Here is a 17529-nt window from a genome sequence, read left to right on the forward strand (position 1 = left end):
CCTGCGGGAATCTTCACGAAAAGTTGAATATTTTTCCGCGCCGCAGATGCTAACGTTTTCCTGTGACTGTCAACTTCACAGGAAAACAACATGAAAAAAACTGCCCCTCTGCTGATCCTGGCCTCCATGGCTTTTGCCCCTGCCGCCTTCAGTGCCCCTGCCGGCACGCTGAGCGTACACGTTCTCGACCAGCAAACCGGCATGCCGCCTTCGGATGTCACCGTTACCCTGGAAAAGCAGCAGCAGGACAAATGGATCCCGGTTGCCAGCGGCAAAACCGACCATGACGGACGTATCAAATCGCTCTATCCCCAGGAACAGGACATGCAGCCTGGCGTGTATAAAGTGACCTTCAAAACCGCAGACTATTTCCACGCTAAAAAGCTGGAGACATTCTTCCCGGAAGTACCGGTGCTGTTTACCGTCACCCGGACCAACGAGAAACTGCACATTCCACTTCTGCTGAGTCAGTACGGTTATTCAACCTACAAGGGCAGTTAAAACCTGTTGATTTTAAACGGCAATAAAAAATACCTCCGCCAATACTTGGACAAATAAGCAAGATTGTGTAAGTTTTAAGTATTGGCTCTGGAGGAACATACCATGACAACGAAACCTGTGCTGGGTATTAGCGGCTGCTTGACCGGGTCCGCCGTTCGCTTTGACGGCGGGCATAAGCGTATGGGTTTCGTCATGGATGAGCTGGCCCAGTGGGTGAATTTCCGACCCGTTTGCCCCGAAATGGCCATCGGCCTGCCTACACCACGCCCTGCGCTGCGTTTGATCATGACGACCGGCGGCGACACGCAGATGCGTTTTAGCCATCCGCCGCATGATGACGTCACGCAGAAAATGGCCGACTTTACGGCCAGTTATCTGCCAAAGATCGGCGATCTCGCCGGGTTTATCGTCTGTGCAAAATCCCCGAGCTGCGGCATGGAACGCGTGCGCGTGTACGATGAAAACGGCAACCGGGGCCGCAAGGAGGGCGTCGGGCTGTTCACCGCCGCGCTCCTTGAAACCTGGCCGTGGCTGCCCGTAGAAGAGGATGGCCGTCTGCACGACCCGGTGCTGCGGGAAAACTTCGTCGAGCGCGTTTTTGCGCTGCACGAACTGAACACGCTGCGTAAAAACGGCCTGACGCGCCGCGCGCTACTGGATTTTCACAGCCGCTACAAACTGCAGCTGCTGGCACACCATCAGGCGGGTTACCGTGAGATTGGCCCATTTGTCGCCTCGCTGCATGAATGGGACGATCTGGACGCGTTCTTCGAGGCGTACCGCGAAAAACTGATGACCATCCTGAAAAAGCCCGCCTCGCGGAAAAATCACACCAACGTGCTGATGCATATTCAGGGCTATTTCCGTAACCAGCTTAACAGCCGCCAGCGGGGTGAGCTTCGTGACGTGATCCTGCATTACCGAGAAGGGCTTCTGCCCATTCTTGCGCCGATCACGCTGCTAAAACATTACCTTGCCGAATACCCGGATCAGTATCTGATGACGCAAAACTACTTTGATCCCTATCCTGATGATCTGGGTCTGCGTCTGGCCGTTAAATAATCAATAAGGCGAAGGCCCCCATTGACCCTCAGGGGCCCGAAGCAGTAGCCCGTTTAGACGACATCCTCACTGTCGTCTCTTTTTTGCATTTCGCCTGAAAGGCTGTAAATATATACAGGTTATAACGCAAAAAAGGGATCAGCCTGTGATTAACACCCTGCACATTCAAAACTACCGCTCAATTCGCGATATGTCGCTGGAGCTGGAACAGCTCAACATTGTCTTCGGCCCGAATGGCACCGGAAAATCAAATATTTACAAGGCGATACACCTGATGCACAGCGCCGCGCAGGGGCAGTTTTCTCAGGCTCTGGCGAATGAAGGCGGGATTTTGAAAGTGTTCTGGGCGGGTAAAACCCGCAGCGACCAGCTGCGACGGATGAACCTGGCGGTAGAAACCGAAACCTACGAATACGAGCTGCAGGTAGGCTTTGTTGAGAAGCTGCCCTATCCCTCGCAGTTTCAGCTCGATCCGGTGATCAAGGAAGAGTCGCTCTGGCTGAGCGGGCAGCACCGCCGCCCGTCGGCACAGCTGATGAAGCGCAGAAATCAGGCGGTTTTCCTGAATAACGTCCATCACGAGAAAGTGACCCACAGCGGCACGCTGTACGAGAACGAATCGGTATTCGGCCAGCTCGGCGAACCGCACCTTTACCCGGAAGTGTCGCAGATGCGCGAGTCCCTGCGTAACTGGCGCTTTTATCATGAGTTTTCCGTTGCAAGCGGCTCCATGATGCGTGCCCCGCAGGTGGGTTTCCGCTCTCCGGTGCTGGCGAGCGACGGCGCCAACCTCGCGGCGGCGTTTCAGACCATTGTCGAGATTGGCGATGAACTGCTGCTGATGCGCATTCTTGATCAGGCTTTCCCCGGCTGCGTGTTTTACAGCGACAACACCGGCGGACGTTTTCGCATGATGATGCAGCGTGAGGGCTTAAGCCGCCCGCTGGAACCGGCGGAGTTCTCTGACGGCACGCTGCGCTTTTTGTGCCTGGCAGTGGCACTGTTAAGCCCGCGCCCACCGGCGTTTATCGCCCTCAACGAACCGGAAAACAGCCTGCATCCGCAGATGCTGCCCGCGCTGGCAAGCCTGATTGCCGAGGCCAGCCGCTACTCGCAGATCTGGCTCACCAGCCACTCGCCGGAGCTGGCGACATTGATTGAGAAGCACCGATCGTTTTCGCTGTATCAGCTGTCAATGACGGAAGGAGAGACGAAGATGGAGAAGCTGGGGTAAGAAGGGGCTTGCATTTTCTTTAACGCAAATAACCACAATATAATACGGGTCTTTTGGAAAAGAGTACAATGCCATCAGTATTTTAACGCGCATTTCTTATTCTGAGAGACACAACATGAAACACATTCTGACCGCATCCTTATTCGCCTTATCTGCCTCTGTCTTTGCGGGGTCTGCCCCACACTGGACGTATGAAGGCAAGAGTGGTCCGGAAAACTGGGGCGAGCTCAGTGACGAGTTTGCCACCTGCAAGACCGGGAAACTCCAGTCGCCCATCGATATCCGTAACGCCTATAACGCCACGCTGCCGCCGCTGGAAATGAATTTCCATACCGCCGCCGAAAAGCTGGTGAACAACGGCCACACCCTGCAGGTGACCGCCAGCGACGAAGATGAATTCCGTCTGGACGATCAAATCTTTACCCTGCGCCAGTACCATTTCCACACCCCGAGCGAAAACCGGATCAACGGCAAATCCTTCCCGCTGGAAGCGCACTTTGTTCATGCCAGCAAAGAGGGCGACGTCGCAGTGCTTGCCGTTATGTTTGAGGTCGGCCCGGAAAACAGCGCACTCAACCCGCTGCTGGCGCGCCTTCCGAAGGAAAAGGACCACGAAATCTCGATTGATAAACACCTCGATCTTCGTCCGCTGTTCCCGGCTGACCTGCACTACTATCGCTTCAGCGGCTCGCTGACCACCCCACCGTGCACCGAAGGGCTGCGCTGGCTGGTGATGAAAAACACCGTCACCCTGTCAGAAAAGCAGCTGGAGATGTTTAAGCAAGCGCTTGAGCACAGCAATAACCGTCCGCTTCAGCCTCTGAACGGCCGCGTGATTGTTCAGTAAGGTGTTGTGAGTTAAAAGCATCCGCAGGCCGGGTCTCCCGGCCTAAAAGACGGTGTTACTTCATGTCGCATCATGCCTGGCTACAGACGGCTGAATACGAAACGTCTTGCGCCACTCCGTCGGGCTGACGCCAAAACGCGCCTTAAACTGTTGTCGCCAGGTCACCGCAGAGTTAAACCCCACCAGCTCGGCCACGCGTTCAACCGGCATATTGCCAGCTTCCAGTAAGATCTGGCTGCGCCGCAGGCGCTCGGCGGTGAGCCAGTCGGCCACGGTCATGCCGGTGGCGTTGACAAAATGGCGGGTCAGCGTGCGGCGGCTCATCGAGACCACCTTCGCCAGCGAGTCGAGATTATGTGGCTCGGTAATGTGTTGCTGCAGGTAGTCGATCAGGCAGTTAATCCGCGCGTCGCGGGTGTCCTTCGGCACCGGCTGGGCAATAAACTGCGCCTGACCGCCTTCGCGGTGCGGCGGCACAATCATCCGACGGGCGATCTGGTTGGCAACCACGCTGCCAAAGCGCTGACGGATGATATACAGGCAGCAGTCCAGCGCGGCGGCGGTCCCGGCGGAGGTAATAATATTGTCGTCATCCACATAGAGGGCGTTGATATCAAGCTGGACGCGCGGAAAAAGCGACTGGAAGTGATGTTCAAACTCCCAGTGGGTGGCCGCGCGCTTGCCGTCGAGAATGCCCGCATACGCCAGCACAAACGACCCCAGACACAGCCCGACGATTTCCGCACCGTTGTCTCTTGCCTGCACCAGGCTGTCGAGCAGCACCTGAGGCGGGCGATCCAGCACGTGCTGCCAGTAGGGCACCACCACAATATCCGCCTGCGCGATGGCTGAAAAATCCTGCGTCGCGTTAAGGGCAAAGCCCTCTTTTGAGGTGAGAACACCGGGTTTTTCGGCGCAGATCGTCACGTTAAAGCGCTTTTCGCCGGAGACCGCGTCGCCAAACAGAATACAGGGAACGGAGTAGTGGAACGGGCTAAACCCGTCCACCGCGACAATCGCGACGTTGATAAGTGGCATCTGTCTCTCCTTCCCTTTTTGGTGCTCAGAATATAACGGTTTCGCCGTCCTGGGGAATGCTCACCGCATCACCGATCTGGTTCGCTTCCACGTATTCCCGCAGCGCGCGGCGGCTCAGCAGGCAGTGGTTAATGGCTTCCATGTGGGCCGCCACAATTTTTGCCTGCGGCAGCAGGAAGTGAACGTTGAGCAGATCCTGTTCCCCCATAATGATGGGCCCGAAACCGATCACATGCGCGTATCCGGCATTAAGCACCACCACATCCGGCTGGTGTTTTTGCAGATCGGCCGCCACCGCATCACGCCAGACGGTATCGCCCGCGATGTAGAGCGTTTTCTCGTCGGGGTGGCGCAGAACCACACCGCAGGCTTCGCCCAGACGCTCTGCCAGCTCCGGCACCGCGTACGCGCGATCGGTACCATGCTGGCCGCCGTGGGTTTTCGCGATGCGGATATCACCGAAAGTGGTCTCGTCGGTCATGACCGTGAGGTTATGAAAACCCTGGCTTCGCAGCAGCGCGGCATCACGATCGTTTTGCACATAGATCGGTTTGTCTTTGGCGATCAGTTCCACCGCCGCGCGATCCCAGTGATCGTCATGGGTGTGGGTGACGATCACCGCATCGGCGTCCAGCAGCGTGCTGACGTCAACGGGCAGTTCAACCATTGGGTTACGGATCTCGGCCCGCGCCGTGCCGGGGAAACCGGGGTAAGCGTCTTTTGCGGCCAGCATCGGGTCGATCAAAAAACGTTTACCGGCATACGTGATCAGTTGGGTAGCATTGCGAATATGAGTGATGTTCATGGGCTATTCTCCTGTGCGTGTGATAAGGAGAATAGCCCGCGACCCGGCGTTAGCCTGTGGGCTAATGGGCGATGAACGATGAAATCGGGTCAATCGATAAACCGTTTACGCACCCGCTCCAGCGGCGCAATCAGCAGATTGATAAGCGGTTTGCGATCGATAACGATATCGGCGTTAACCGTCATCCCGCCCATCAGCAGACGCTTTTTGTTGTCCGGATCGGTAAACCAGGAAGGCACCCGCACCTTGGCAAGATAGTAGTTCTGCCCCTCCTGGAGCGGGATAAGCGCCGAATGCGCATCAATATTCACCTCGTAAAAATCAGACAGGGTGGCCTCCACCGAGCCATATTTATCCACCGGCCAGGAGTCAAAGCGCAGCTTCACCTTATCCCCTTTCGCCACCCGACCCACGCCCGTAGCTGGCACATAGAGGTACCCCTCCATCGACGCGGCGGTGTTTTTACGGATCACCACCACCACCTCGCTGTTTTGCGTAATGGCCCGGCCCGGCGGGAAGTTGATCGCTACCACGTAGCCATCGGCAGGGGCCAGCATGGCCATCGTAGAGCTGCCCCGGCTGGAGAGGTTGCGGTCAATTTCGCTGATCCGGTTTTTCACGTACAGCAGCTCCTGGCTCAGGGAGTCGATTTGCGACTGAGTGCTGTCGGTCAGGCTGGTTTTGCGCGCCTCCAGATCGAGGATACTGCTCTCCTCCAGCGTCAGGTTAAGCTGCGCGTTGAGCACGTCGTTGTGGCTTTTATCCAGATCGACCTTCGACACATAGCCTTTCCCGGATATCGCTTTCCACGCCTCATAGGTATCGGTGCTGTTTTTGAGCAACGCACGCAGCTTTTTCACTTTGTCGCGGGATACCACAATCTGCCGGTCGGCAATATCCAGCTGCTGCGCCAGATTTTTCCGGTACGTAGCGATAGAATCTTCAATGGTCTGCACGCGCTGCTCGCTGCGCTTTTTCTCCGCCTCCATCTGCTGGCGATCGAACTGCACCACCGAGCCCTGCTTGCCGCCGTAGTCCTGCGACACGGTAAAAAGCGGGTCATTCTCTTTCACGTACTGGCCTGGACGTACGGCAAAATCCACGATGGTGCCGGACTCTCTGGCACGCACTTCCACATCCCCCTGGGCCGGGATCAGCACCCCGCGCGCCAGCGTGGTTTCCGAAAAGTTAAAGACGATCGAAAAGACCAGCAGACAGAGAAAAAAGGAGATAAACAGCGTTAACACGCCTTTCAGCCGCGGGGCGTTGATCTCGTAGCTCTTTGAAAAATGGTGCGGGATCAGCGCCCGACGTTGTCGGTTTCGGTTTCTTAATTTCACGACATGTCATCCATGATAAATCACTGAAAGATCGTCCCATGCACTCCAGAGCGTGGGGGTTTTACGCAACGCGTTCAGCGTGGCGGTGGCGGCCTGACGGTACTCCGCAGGGGCATAGGTCTGGCTCTCCAGCGCAAATTCCGCCGAGTGCAGCGAACAGCCGGGCAGCAGCGTACGAATCACGTATCCGTTGCGCGTTAAAAAGCGCGTCGACACGTCCGTTAACCACGCTTTCTGGTCGCCCGCCTGGGTCATGAACAGCGGCGCATCCGGGAGGCGCTCATCCACCAGCAGCACGGTCACCAGCCGGTGCGGGGTAAAAAACGCCCCTGCCCGCCGCTCCTCGTGTGCCGCCATCAGCTTGTGCAGCGCGGGAAGGCGGGTAACAAACTGAAAGCGCACGTCGTCTGGCGCGGTGGCGAGCAGCGCATCCGCGATCAGGCCAAATCCGGCCCAGCGCATGCCCAGCAGCAGAGTGCGGGGCTGAGAATAGAAATCCTGCTCGCGGGTAAATGCCGCCACCCGGGCGTGGAGATCGAAACGCACGTTGCGCCGCCACAGCGCGGGCGGGAAGATCTGCTCGACAAAATGAAAGCCGCTCATCTCCAGGGCGTTCTGGCGCAGAAAATCGGGCGGGACGTCAGTCTCCGGGCAGCGCATAAACTGGCTGTAGTTTTGCGTGATCCGGCTTGCGAGCAGCGTGCGTCCGGCCTGCCGGGCGCAAAGTCGGGCGTAGAGACGGGGCAGAAACATCATTGCTCACTCTCCCGCAGCGTGCCGTTTTCCATGGTGTAGAGCCGTCCGTGACAGCCCACCACCTCCGGCGAGTGGGTGACAAACACCAAGCCAATCCCCAGACCACGCAGGTTCGCCAGCACCTTCTGCGCCGTGGTTTTATCGAGGTTTGCCGTCACTTCATCGCACAGCAGCAGCTTCGGCTGGCTGTACAGGGCGCGCGCCAGCACCAGACGCTGCATCTCGCCGGCGGAGAAAAAGGTATTTCCCGGCAGCAGCTCCGTTTCGTATCCGTGCGGCAGACGCGCAACCACGTGGTCAATCTCCGCCAGGCGGCAGGCAGCAATCACCCGCTCTTTGTCCGGCGCGCTATCAAAGCAGGAGAGGTTATCCAGAATGGAGCCGGTAAAGAGAATATCGTCCGCATGCACAATGCGAATATGCTGGCGCAAAGAGGAGAGATCGCACTCGGTGATCGGGATCGCATTGATCCGCAAACTGCCCGATGTGGAGAGCAACATCCCGGAGATCAGACGCAGCAGCGTGGTTTTCCCGGAGCCGCTCTGGCCGACAATCACCGCCTCTTCGCCCTGCTTGAGCGTCATGTTGATGTGCTGCAGGGTCGCCTCACGTCCCGGATAAGCAAAAGAGACATCCTCAAAGGCCAGACTGACGGGTGAAGTCACAATCTTCCGGCCAAACTGGCTGGCTTCAGAGGGGGCAAACAGCAGGTCGCCCACGCGATCCAGCGGCCCTTTCAGCGCATTTTTGTCCAGCAGCTTTTGCGCCACCTGTACCATCGCGTCGGAGAAATAGCGTTTGTAGCTGATGTAGGCGTAGAGCATCCCGATGCTCATCTGCCCTTCCAGGATAAGCCACGCGCCGAAGCAGACCACCAGCAGCTGCTCGGCGTTGATCACCAGCAGCGAGGCAACATCAAAGCGGGCCAGCAGGCGCTCTTTGCGCATCAGCCCGGCGATGTGCTCACGCTGGGATTTATCCATCACCGCGTCCCGGGCCTGCTCCATGTTGTTAGCCTTCAGGGTGATGATCCCCTTCTGCGTCTCCACCAGCAGCGATTCATACTTTGCGGTGCGCTCGATGGAGTCGTCCACCGCGCGCTGGTAAGGGCCGATCAGCGAAAAGCGGATCAGGAAGAACACCCCCATCAGCAGCATCGTCAGCACGGCGATTTTCACGTTATACAGCAGCATAAACAGCAGGCTGGTGAAGGCGATCAGGCTGGAAAAGAGGATCTGCACATAGCCATTGCTGATGAACTCCGCACAGGCATGCAGCGATTTTTCAATCGCCAGCACAATGCCCGGCGGACGGCTGCGGAACCAGCCGGTCTGGGTACGCAGCATATAGCGGCGAACCGACTGGCTGAGGTAGTCATAGGCGATGTTACGCATCAGGATCTCAAGCAGTTGCTTGAGGAACTTACCTATGACTTCAAAAATAAAGACGATAGCGAAAATGGCGGTGAGTAAGATCACCAGATCGTTGTCGTTGCGCGAGATGGCCTCATCCATGATCAGCTGCACGTAAGTGGGGCTGGCCAGCATGGTGATGAGGGTGAAAATCGAGAGCACAAACAGCAGCACCTGCCGCTGAAACAAGCTCGGGGATTTATTGGCCAGCCGCCCCAGCGTGAGCGTCTCGTCAGGGGATTTTTTGTCGAAGCGCGGCGTCGGCTTCAGCTCCAGCACGTAGCCGGAAAAGAGTTTTTGCGCCTCCTTGAGGCTGTAGCGACGCACGCCGCTGGCCGGGTCGTGGACCGTTACGCTGCGCCCGTCAACTTTCACGATCACCACGAAATGATTGCCGCGCCAGAAGGCGATGAGCGGCAGTTCGGCACTTTCAATTTCAGTGATTTCGCCCTTGAGCACCCGGCCCGTCATATTTTTATCGCTGGCGAGGGTCATGAGTTCCGCCATCGAAGTGCCCGCGTCGGCAGAGACGGTAAGCTCCCTGCGCAGCTGTCTGACGGAGACGTGGTGTTCATAGTGCCCCAGCACCATCGCCAGGCAGGCCAGCCCACATTCGGTATATTCATGCTGGCGAATAACGGGTGTCTTACCCTTTTTTTTATACTGAAAAAGCGAAAACATAATTATCCGTGGCTGAAATAAAAAAATGGCCCGGCAAAGCGGGCCATAAGCATAGGTCGATAACTTATGCGCTGAAGAAGCCGCCGATGAAGCCGCCCACCAGGCCAAACACACCACCGATGGTGCCGCCCAGCGCGCCTAACATCTGGCTGCCTGCGTTATAGCCTGCGCTCGCGCCCTGAAGGGCAGCAGCAAACGGATCCCAGCCACCGATGATGGCCTGTGCTTTTTTGAAATCGATAACTTGCATGATTGTATTCCTGTTCGTTGAATTAGTTGTAGCTGCCAACCAGCGCACCCAGGAAGCCCATTGCGCCACCCAGAATTCCGCCAACCACGCCGCCTACCATGCCCATGATGCTTGCACCGGTGTCATAACCCAGCTGTGCACCTTTAACGAGGCCAGCGAATGGGTTTAATGCACCACCGATAATATCTTTCGCTTCTACGAATGAAATCGCTTTCATTTTATTCTCCTGTAGTTGTAAATCTTCAGCTTGCGCCAAAGGATAATTTCCTTTTATGAAGGAAAGCGGTTGTTACGGGCAGCGCGTAAGCGGGATGATTTTATTTCCATAAATAATCATCCGCCTTGCGGGCTGCGCGTAATTATCTATTTCCAGCCGTTGACCCGGTGGAAGATATTTTGAGTCATTATATTGTGAGCTACATCCCTGAGAAGAGACATATTTAAACCAGGTATTCCCGGTATTACTCACCACCCCGTTACTAAACGTATAATCAAAATGCCTTGTCCATGGTCGGACAATTAAAATAGCCTCAAGCGAAACCACCACATCCGACTGAATGCGTTGGCCTTTGCTCATCACAACCCGCGCCTGAAGCGGCGTCTCGGTGAATTTAACGCGATAATAGCGTTCTTTGCTGTCGTGCGGGCCGGTATAATAAAACTTAAACCCGGCCCGCTCGCCGCTCTCCAGAGTTAACTGTTTTGGTGAGAACATCACCTCGCCATCTTTTATTTCAGTCTCTTTCCCGTGTTCTTTTGGGACATCAACCTGAATAAGCGAAACAGTATAATTCTGTCGTACGCTGGTATCGTTTTTTATTGGCTGAAAAACAACTTCTTTTTCAGGTAGAAAATCAATATTTAGATTTTCAATAATTAAAGCATTTGCGCTTGCGGAAATGAAGCAATTTATTGCGAAAATAGCCAGGAATTTTCCAGTCATACACGTTTAATTCCAGGATGCACTGACATCAATTCGACCCTGAGCCGTCACTTCACCAAACCACGTATTACCGTCATAGGTGGTTTTCGATACCGGGTTGTTCATCACAAACTGCAATACCAGCGGGGTTTTCCACAGCCACATGTCCGTCACGCCTGAGCTTATCTTGTCCCACTCTTCCGCATGGGTGGCGGGTGCGGGAATGGACAGCGCCTCGCCTTTGCAGTTATGCGCCTTCAGCGTTTGGCTTTTGCCCAGCAGCACGTTACCGGGGACAGGCACCGTGAAGCCGTTACCGCTAAAGGCACAGTAGTCCACGCCGTTCAGACTCTGCGTCGGCCCGGTGACCTTCACCGTGACCGCAATCGCGGCATCTTTTTGCGCGCCGCTGTAGGTAATGGTGTAGGGGATCTCTATCGGCCCCTCGCCAATCGAGCCTTTCCCGGAACCGCCCAGGCCGTTAGGGTCGAGCGTGTAATCCGGGTTATCCGGCACGATCGCAAGGCCTGGCTGGATAGGGTCAATCACCAGCCCGCCCCCCGGCTGGAAGCAGAAATCCGCCGCCAGCGAGCTGTTACCCGGCGTCAGGCACAGGCTGACGATATTGCCGATGTTGTTGCCATCCCCCGCCTGCGCCACGCTCAAAATCAGCGCCTTCGGGAGGAAGATTTTCAGGTACGCCTTGCCGCCGTTTTTTTGCGGCGCCGCGAGGAAGGTATTCGCCAGCACGCGCGTGTCGCTCAGGATGCCGCCGGAGATGCTGTACCAGTTGCTCTCATCGAAGGTGATTTCCGCCGCCAGCCCCGTCCCCCCGTTCATGTGCGATTGCAGCACGCCGTTCACGCGGGACGAGGTCAGCGCCAGCCCCGGGTTGTAGCCGGTGATATCTTCCCCGACAAAGGTGTATTCCAGCAGTTCGCAAAGCACACCCGACACCGTATTGCGGGTGTATTTAGTACACGTCGCCCCGGTTGAACCATCCACAATGGTCACCTCGCCGCTGATCGGGTCAATGCCCAGATCCAGCGCCCGCGAGTTGGTCATGGTCAATGTGCCGACCTTATGCAGCGTGTTGGTGGTGGTGACCTTGCCGATAGAGGAGATCTGCGGCGTGGAGGTAATCGTCACCTCGTTGCCAGGTGCAGCATTGAGCAGATAATCAAAGAACGGATCCCCCAGCACCCAGCGGCCATAAGCGGTACCCGGCTCAATGACCGGCGGTTTCACCACCATGGACGTGTCGGTATAGCTGGTCGTCGCGGTATAGCCCGTGGTACCACAGCTTGACGAACACGCAGTGCCCTTAAAGAACGGCGAGGCGCTTGAGCCTGTGACGCTGAAGTTGATGGTCAGCGGGCTGCCTGCCGGGCCGTTAAAGCTGTTGTCCGGAATATAGGTGGCAATCCCGTTGTTGGTTTTGGCACTCAGGGTGGGCCACTCCCGCGAGCCGTGTAAAAACGCGGTGGAGGTGCTGTTCAGACTGAACAGCGCCGCCGTGTTGCCCGTCCCGTTGTTGTCCGGGTTGTTGATCGCGAAATAGGGCATCTGCTGCGCCTGCGCCGCCGCGCTTAGCAGCAGCAGATTAAGAGCGAATATCTTTTTCATCGTCACGTTCCCGTGTTCCTTTTGCTTCCTGCCAGACGAAATCGCCTTTATCGCAGGAGATGTCCCCAAGCCACAGCGCGCCACGGTTGGACGCAATATCCAGACGCACCTCGCAGACGCTGTCGTCCGGCGTGGCAATGCTGAGCACCGGATTGTTCTTGTCCACGTCAATCACGAAGCGACCGTCGTTTTCGGTGCGGGTCAGACCCACATGGTTTTTGATTTGCGTGGCGCTCACCGGATTACCGTTGGCATCAACAAGGCGGCCAAACAGGGTGACGATTTTTTTCACCTGCGGCTTCATCACCACCGTGTTCCCCGGGTAAACCGTGATATGACGACGGGCATTTGCGCCAATGTCATAGCTTTCGGTGCCGGTTTCACTGTTCATGACCTCCAGGTCATAGGCCTGATAGGCCGGTAACGACAGCCAGGTTTTATCGCCCTTGATGCGCTCCGTGCGGCCGTTGAGCTTCAGCGTGAGCGACTCGTCGGACTTAAGCCCGGTACTGACGATCACCCCTGCGCTGTGGGTGCCTTTACCCGCTGCAACCGCCTCTTTCGACCAGCCCACGCTGCCGTCGCTGGTCAGCGTGGAGTTCCAGCCTTTGCTGGTGCCGCTCTGCACGCTCAGAATGTTGCTGTTCCACGGCGTGTCGAAGCTCACGCTGCCCCCGCCGCTCACGGTGCGATCCTGGTTGCTGCTGAAGGCACGTGAAACGTTGGCGGTAACCGACTTCAGGTAATCCCCTTCGAACTGGCGGCTGGCGCTGACGTTAAGCGCCGTGCCGGTATCGCGGTTATGGGAAACGCCCACCGAGACGGTGTTACCCAGCGGGATCGAGAAATCGAGCATCACGTAGCGGTCTTTCTCTTCGTAATAGCCTTCGTATTTATTGCGCGACATCCCCACCCGCAGGCGCGCCGTACCATAACGACCGGCATACAGCCCCTGGGAGTAGTCAACCTGATAGCGTTTATAGCGGTATACGTCGTCTTCCTGTCGCATCAGGCTCAGGTTGCCGGCGGACGGCAGGCCAAACGACGGCAGGCTGAACGATGCCCCCCACGTGTTGCCTTTGTTTTCATAGATATCAAGGAACTTGCCGCTGGAGAGCTGCTCATGCGAGTACCAGACCGAACCGATATTCCACGGCAGGCTGACGTTAGCCCCGTAGTTGGCGCGGTACGTTCCGTCAGAGGCGGCCATCGTCTGGGTATTCACCGAGAAGTACCCGGTCAGGTTCAGGGAGGCCCACAGTTCACTGACCACGTGTTCGCGCATCATATAGCCGGAGGCGTTCCAGTCGACCATCCCGCTGCGCTTGCTGAAGGAGGCGCCGACCAGCGACATGGTGTCTTTATGTTTGGTGTCGTAATCGTAGTAGTAGCTGTTGTCCTGCTCGTTTTTCCGTTTGGCGTACTTCTTATAGTTGACGACGGATTTGTCGCGGCTATAAATCCCGCCCCACGTCTGCCAGCGCAGCGATTCCGACACGTTGTTAGTGAAAGGTTTGTTCACCGTGTACATGCTCCGTGACACGGTGCGGCTGCCGCTGACCACCTCGACTTCCACGCTGTAAATCCCGTAGGGCAGCGCGCTGGTGTCGATTTCGTGGTTACCCACGTCAAAGCGCTGAATACCAATAAGCTGGCCGTCACGACGAATGCGGGCTTCTCCGGCGGTCGGGAAATAGACCACGATCGGCGTCAGGGAGAGGGGATTGTCCCGCTTACGCGAGTTGGCCTGGTTCCCCACGGAGACGCCGTACACCTCTCCGCCGGAGATCCCGCTGACGCTGGCGAGAGACTGCATCGCCCAGCCGTTCAACATCCCGGCGGCGTAGCGCATGCCCTGATAGTCACGTTCCCACATCACCGCGTTCATCTGGGTGTCGCTGCTGTTCTCGTTAACGTAGCCCGAGCCATCGACCAGCAGGTGATCGACCCCCATCGAGACCCAGCTTTTGGCGTTGAGATAGCCGGATGACCAGCTGTCGCCGTAGCCGCTCTCGGTGTGATACGCCCCCAGGTTATAGGAGAGCGTGCCGCTCAGATCGTCTGATTCAGGGGCATCGATATCCACCTCACGCGGACGAATATTGACCCCGTAGTCACGTTGGGAGAGGTTCAGCAGCAGGCGCATTTTTTTCTGATCCAACTCGAACGCCGACCCGGCGCTCACCGGAATACGCATATGGTCGTCAAACTGCTTGCCGTTGATGCTTTGCAGCAGCGTCCGCATCTCTTTTGACAGGCGAATACCGTTGTCTGACTCCTGGACCTGGACATCGCGCAGCCCGAGCTGCCGGTCTTCTGCGTAGATCGTTACGTCGCCAATACGGACATACTCGCTCACGTCACCGGTGCTGCTCGCCTGTTGCGCTGCACCCGGGCGGGTATTGACCAGATAAACGGGGATTTTGATCCCCTGCTCCAGCAGGGCATAGAGCGAGTCGGGAAAACGGTAATTAGCGATAACCACGGAGCTGGAGGCCGCATGCGCATACGCGGGCAAGAGGCCGGATGTGCACGCCATCATCACCGGCAACACTAATTTATTTTTCACCATGCATCCTTACTTAACAGGAATGAACTGTTTCAGGTCCCAAATTCCGAGATGAAAATGGCTGTCCGTTACGTTGATATCGTCGATCGCGCGGGAAGTGCCCGGCATCAGGTAAAAGTTTTTGACGCACGGCGTGGTCGGCGATTCCGGGTTGGGTTTCAGGCAAGTTCCGCTCGCGTTCACGCGAAACGCGGTATTGCCCTTATTGGTGATCTTCCCGGCCACGTAGACGAAATCGACGTTCTTCTTCCGGGGCTGGACCACCAGAATGGTACTCACCACGGCGCGGGTCATCCCTTTGCCATTCTTTTGCGTGCCGTTGTCGAGATCTTCGCTGACCCCTTCATCAATGAAGGTAATGCGGTAATAGCGCTCCCGATCGTCGGCCTTACCGTGATAGTAAAATTTGACGATATTGCTGGTTCCGGCGGGCATGACCATGCGCGTGGGCGTCAGCAGCAGCTCGTCGGTTTGCTCTGGATTAATCACTACGCCTTCATCCATCGGGCTGCTGATACGCTGGGCGCTGATGGAAATAATGCGCACGCTGTCCGCTTCGTTTTTTAATTCCTTGGCGGTGGAATCCGCATCGGCAGGAATAATGGTGGTGACTTTGCCAACATTAATCGCCAGCGCGGAGGAGGAAATAAATAATAAAGAGAAGAAGATGGGTTTGAGGCTAAACATGATATTTCCCTAAACAGGGGCTTACGCCCCTGTAACTGTCAGCTCTTAGCCCCAGGTTGCGCGGAACGCAACGGAGACAGTACCTTCCCACAGGCTGTTGGTCAGGTCTTTGAACTCTTTCGCCGCACCGGTGCTGTCCTGTGCAGAATCGACGTAGAACACAAACTTGTCCTGGCCGGTCACTTCGGTGTTTGCCGTCGCGCCTGCGCTGGTGGTCAGGTTCCACAGGCCAGAAGAGACGCCGGTGTTGTTTGAAGAGTCAACCAGGGTAGTCCATGCCGTTGACTTCGTACCCACTGTGCCACCGATGGAGCCCAGATCGGTCCCGCCAAAGCGCGCGCCCACTTTCAGTTTGGTTGCTTCGCCGCCAACGCTGAACAGGGTGTTGTCAGAGTCATCAACGATAGCTTCCAGTTTGAAGCTGGTTGCAGAAGAGTGATCGCCACGAATAGCCACATCAAACAGACCGGTGTCGGTGTTAAAGGCTTTCGTGTTTGCGCTATAAACGAAGTTCAGTGCGCGTGTTGGGGTGACAACCAGATCGGAATCGCTGTCTTTCGTTGCAGAAGCTTGCCAGGTTGCAGAAGCGGTAGTTTCCGCTGCATGAGCAACGCTCAGGGCAGAAAGAGACAGCAGTGAGCCCAGAACGATAGCGTTCAGTTTATTCATTTATTTAGTCCTTCAAAAAAGAATCCAGATGTTTAAAAAAGGGGAGCCCCTTTTTCGGGGCGAAGTATAGTCACCCGAAAAATAACGAGGCAATACAGAAAATTTCATTCCCTTTAAAGCAAAAGATGAAAAATATCCGCCTGCTTTTGCATCTTGTTGTTACATAATGAATAAAATTGAGACTCTTTGATGAATAGATAAACATCTATTCTGGTCATTCTGTAGAATATCAGGATGTGGGTACAGCCACGCACATCATTATTGGTAATACCAGCCCTTTAATTAGCCAGGCATGACCTTTAACCCGGGTAACATAAAAGAAGTCGATACTGTCCATTAGCAGCTCATTGACAATTCCATCCGGGGCAATGTCATCATCAGATTTCTGCAGTTTTTTTCCTTTAATATAGTAAATATCACTGCCAGCAACTTTCTCAACGTTAAGGACATAGTTTCGGTCAATCAAATAACGTTTGTCGCCGCGGGTGAATACCCCTTTATGGATCACCGTGACAATATCGCTGCCATTAAACAGAAACAGCGTGGTTAACGACAGGGCGGTCGACTCTCCCGTGGAATAGTTTTTCCTGGAAACCGTATCAGACTGACAGCCAAATCCCACTTCCTGAGTTCTTTTCGGGTAAAGCACGGCAATGACGATAACGGAAAGCAGCAGTACCACGCCCAATAATATACCCATCTGTCTCTTCGACATGATCTTAACTCCCTGTCAGGCTTCTGTAAGAGATGCAATTTTTATAGCTATCGGCGCCATCCTGCAGATAACAGACGGCCAAAAAATCATTTTCCAGCTGTGATTTTTTAAATTTTGAATAATAGGCATCAGCAGCCTGATGTTCGCAGTCGATATGTTGACGGACGATCGCCTCTTTAGCGCGGTTAAGATAGACCTGCTGAGGCTGATACATGTTCTTATCGATAAGATAAACCGTACAGCGGTCAATTTTGCCCAGCCGATAGATATCGGACTCCTTCGGTCGATCGGCAACGCGCATATTTTGGTAGAACAGCAGCGCGGCAATACCCATTATTGCCACCAGCGCCATCACGAACAGGGTGGTAAAGCCGCTGTCCCGACGACGCAAACCTTCAGGCGGGTCTCGCTGCTG

17 protein-coding genes and 1 pseudogene are annotated in these 17529 nt (G+C 55.8%); 4 read left to right on the top strand and 14 right to left on the bottom strand.

Going from position 1 to position 17529, the window contains the following annotated elements:
* The first annotated feature begins 90 nt into the window (after positions 1 to 90).
* The 4 genes from uraH (at position 91) to M8370_RS19070 (ending at position 3644) form a co-directional block, all read left to right on the top strand.
* Entirely contained in the window at positions 91 to 501 is a 411-nt protein-coding gene (gene uraH / locus M8370_RS19055; protein ID WP_013094857.1) for a hydroxyisourate hydrolase, read from the top strand.
* A 102-nt stretch (positions 502 to 603) separates the two neighbouring features.
* A complete protein-coding gene (locus M8370_RS19060; protein WP_029881877.1) occupies positions 604 to 1563 on the top strand; it encodes a YbgA family protein in 960 nt (319 codons plus the stop codon).
* A 145-nt stretch (positions 1564 to 1708) separates the two neighbouring features.
* Positions 1709 to 2797 carry an AAA family ATPase gene (locus M8370_RS19065; RefSeq protein WP_013094854.1) on the top strand — a complete coding sequence of 363 codons (1089 nt, stop codon included), beginning with the start codon at positions 1709 to 1711 and terminating at the stop codon, positions 2795 to 2797.
* A 115-nt stretch (positions 2798 to 2912) separates the two neighbouring features.
* Complete coding sequence (locus tag M8370_RS19070) at positions 2913 to 3644, top strand: carbonic anhydrase (RefSeq protein WP_250021595.1); 732 nt, start codon at positions 2913 to 2915, stop codon at positions 3642 to 3644.
* 60 nt (positions 3645 to 3704) lie between these two features.
* On the opposite strand, the gene M8370_RS19075 is transcribed toward M8370_RS19070, so the two are convergent.
* The 14 genes and pseudogenes from M8370_RS19075 to M8370_RS19140 form a co-directional block, all read right to left on the bottom strand.
* Complete coding sequence (locus M8370_RS19075; protein WP_013094852.1) at positions 3705 to 4682, bottom strand: GlxA family transcriptional regulator; 978 nt, start codon at positions 4680 to 4682, stop codon at positions 3705 to 3707.
* A 25-nt stretch (positions 4683 to 4707) separates the two neighbouring features.
* On the bottom strand, positions 4708 to 5487 hold the full coding sequence (locus tag M8370_RS19080; RefSeq protein WP_250021596.1) for an MBL fold metallo-hydrolase: 780 nt from the start codon (positions 5485 to 5487) through the stop codon (positions 4708 to 4710).
* 89 nt (positions 5488 to 5576) lie between these two features.
* Positions 5577 to 6827 (bottom strand): HlyD family secretion protein, encoded by a 1251-nt coding sequence (locus tag M8370_RS19085; RefSeq protein ID WP_013094850.1) that lies wholly within the window; start codon positions 6825 to 6827, stop codon positions 5577 to 5579.
* 6 nt (positions 6828 to 6833) lie between these two features.
* Positions 6834 to 7583 carry a hypothetical protein gene (locus tag M8370_RS19090; RefSeq protein WP_250021597.1) on the bottom strand — a complete coding sequence of 250 codons (750 nt, stop codon included), beginning with the start codon at positions 7581 to 7583 and terminating at the stop codon, positions 6834 to 6836.
* Entirely contained in the window at positions 7580 to 9676 is a 2097-nt protein-coding gene (locus M8370_RS19095) for a peptidase domain-containing ABC transporter (protein WP_250021598.1), read from the bottom strand. The genes M8370_RS19090 and M8370_RS19095 overlap by 4 nt, the downstream gene beginning before the upstream one ends.
* Before the next feature lie 64 nt (positions 9677 to 9740).
* Positions 9741 to 9926 (bottom strand): hypothetical protein, encoded by a 186-nt coding sequence (locus tag M8370_RS19100; protein WP_013094847.1) that lies wholly within the window; start codon positions 9924 to 9926, stop codon positions 9741 to 9743.
* Between the two features lie 22 nt (positions 9927 to 9948).
* Complete coding sequence (locus M8370_RS19105; RefSeq protein ID WP_013094846.1) at positions 9949 to 10143, bottom strand: hypothetical protein; 195 nt, start codon at positions 10141 to 10143, stop codon at positions 9949 to 9951.
* A gap of 72 nt (positions 10144 to 10215) precedes the next feature.
* Positions 10216 to 10869 (bottom strand): EcpB family pilus assembly chaperone, encoded by a 654-nt coding sequence (locus M8370_RS19110; protein ID WP_013094845.1) that lies wholly within the window; start codon positions 10867 to 10869, stop codon positions 10216 to 10218.
* Positions 10870 to 10875: 6 nt separating this feature from the next.
* Complete coding sequence (locus M8370_RS19115; RefSeq protein ID WP_062730017.1) at positions 10876 to 12474, bottom strand: fimbrial adhesin EcpD family protein; 1599 nt, start codon at positions 12472 to 12474, stop codon at positions 10876 to 10878.
* Complete coding sequence (locus tag M8370_RS19120) at positions 12452 to 15046, bottom strand: CS1-pili formation C-terminal domain-containing protein (RefSeq protein WP_250021599.1); 2595 nt, start codon at positions 15044 to 15046, stop codon at positions 12452 to 12454. Before M8370_RS19120 ends, M8370_RS19115 begins: the two co-directional genes overlap by 23 nt.
* A 6-nt stretch (positions 15047 to 15052) precedes the next feature.
* The gene (locus M8370_RS19125) at positions 15053 to 15730 is read right to left on the bottom strand and encodes an EcpB family pilus assembly chaperone (protein WP_020686458.1); all 678 of its coding nucleotides are present in this window, start codon (positions 15728 to 15730) and stop codon (positions 15053 to 15055) included.
* Between the two features lie 45 nt (positions 15731 to 15775).
* The gene (locus M8370_RS19130) at positions 15776 to 16399 is read right to left on the bottom strand and encodes a common pilus major fimbrillin subunit EcpA (protein WP_013094841.1); all 624 of its coding nucleotides are present in this window, start codon (positions 16397 to 16399) and stop codon (positions 15776 to 15778) included.
* A gap of 229 nt (positions 16400 to 16628) precedes the next feature.
* The gene (locus M8370_RS19135) at positions 16629 to 17114 is read right to left on the bottom strand and encodes a FidL-like protein (RefSeq protein ID WP_013094840.1); all 486 of its coding nucleotides are present in this window, start codon (positions 17112 to 17114) and stop codon (positions 16629 to 16631) included.
* A gap of 4 nt (positions 17115 to 17118) precedes the next feature.
* Positions 17119 to 17529, bottom strand: a pseudogene (locus M8370_RS19140) (winged helix-turn-helix domain-containing protein); the annotation flags it as partial.

This window comes from Enterobacter cloacae complex sp. OE43NF, from assembly GCF_023544405.1.
GTDB classification, from domain to species: Bacteria; Pseudomonadota; Gammaproteobacteria; order Enterobacterales; family Enterobacteriaceae; genus Enterobacter; species Enterobacter cloacae.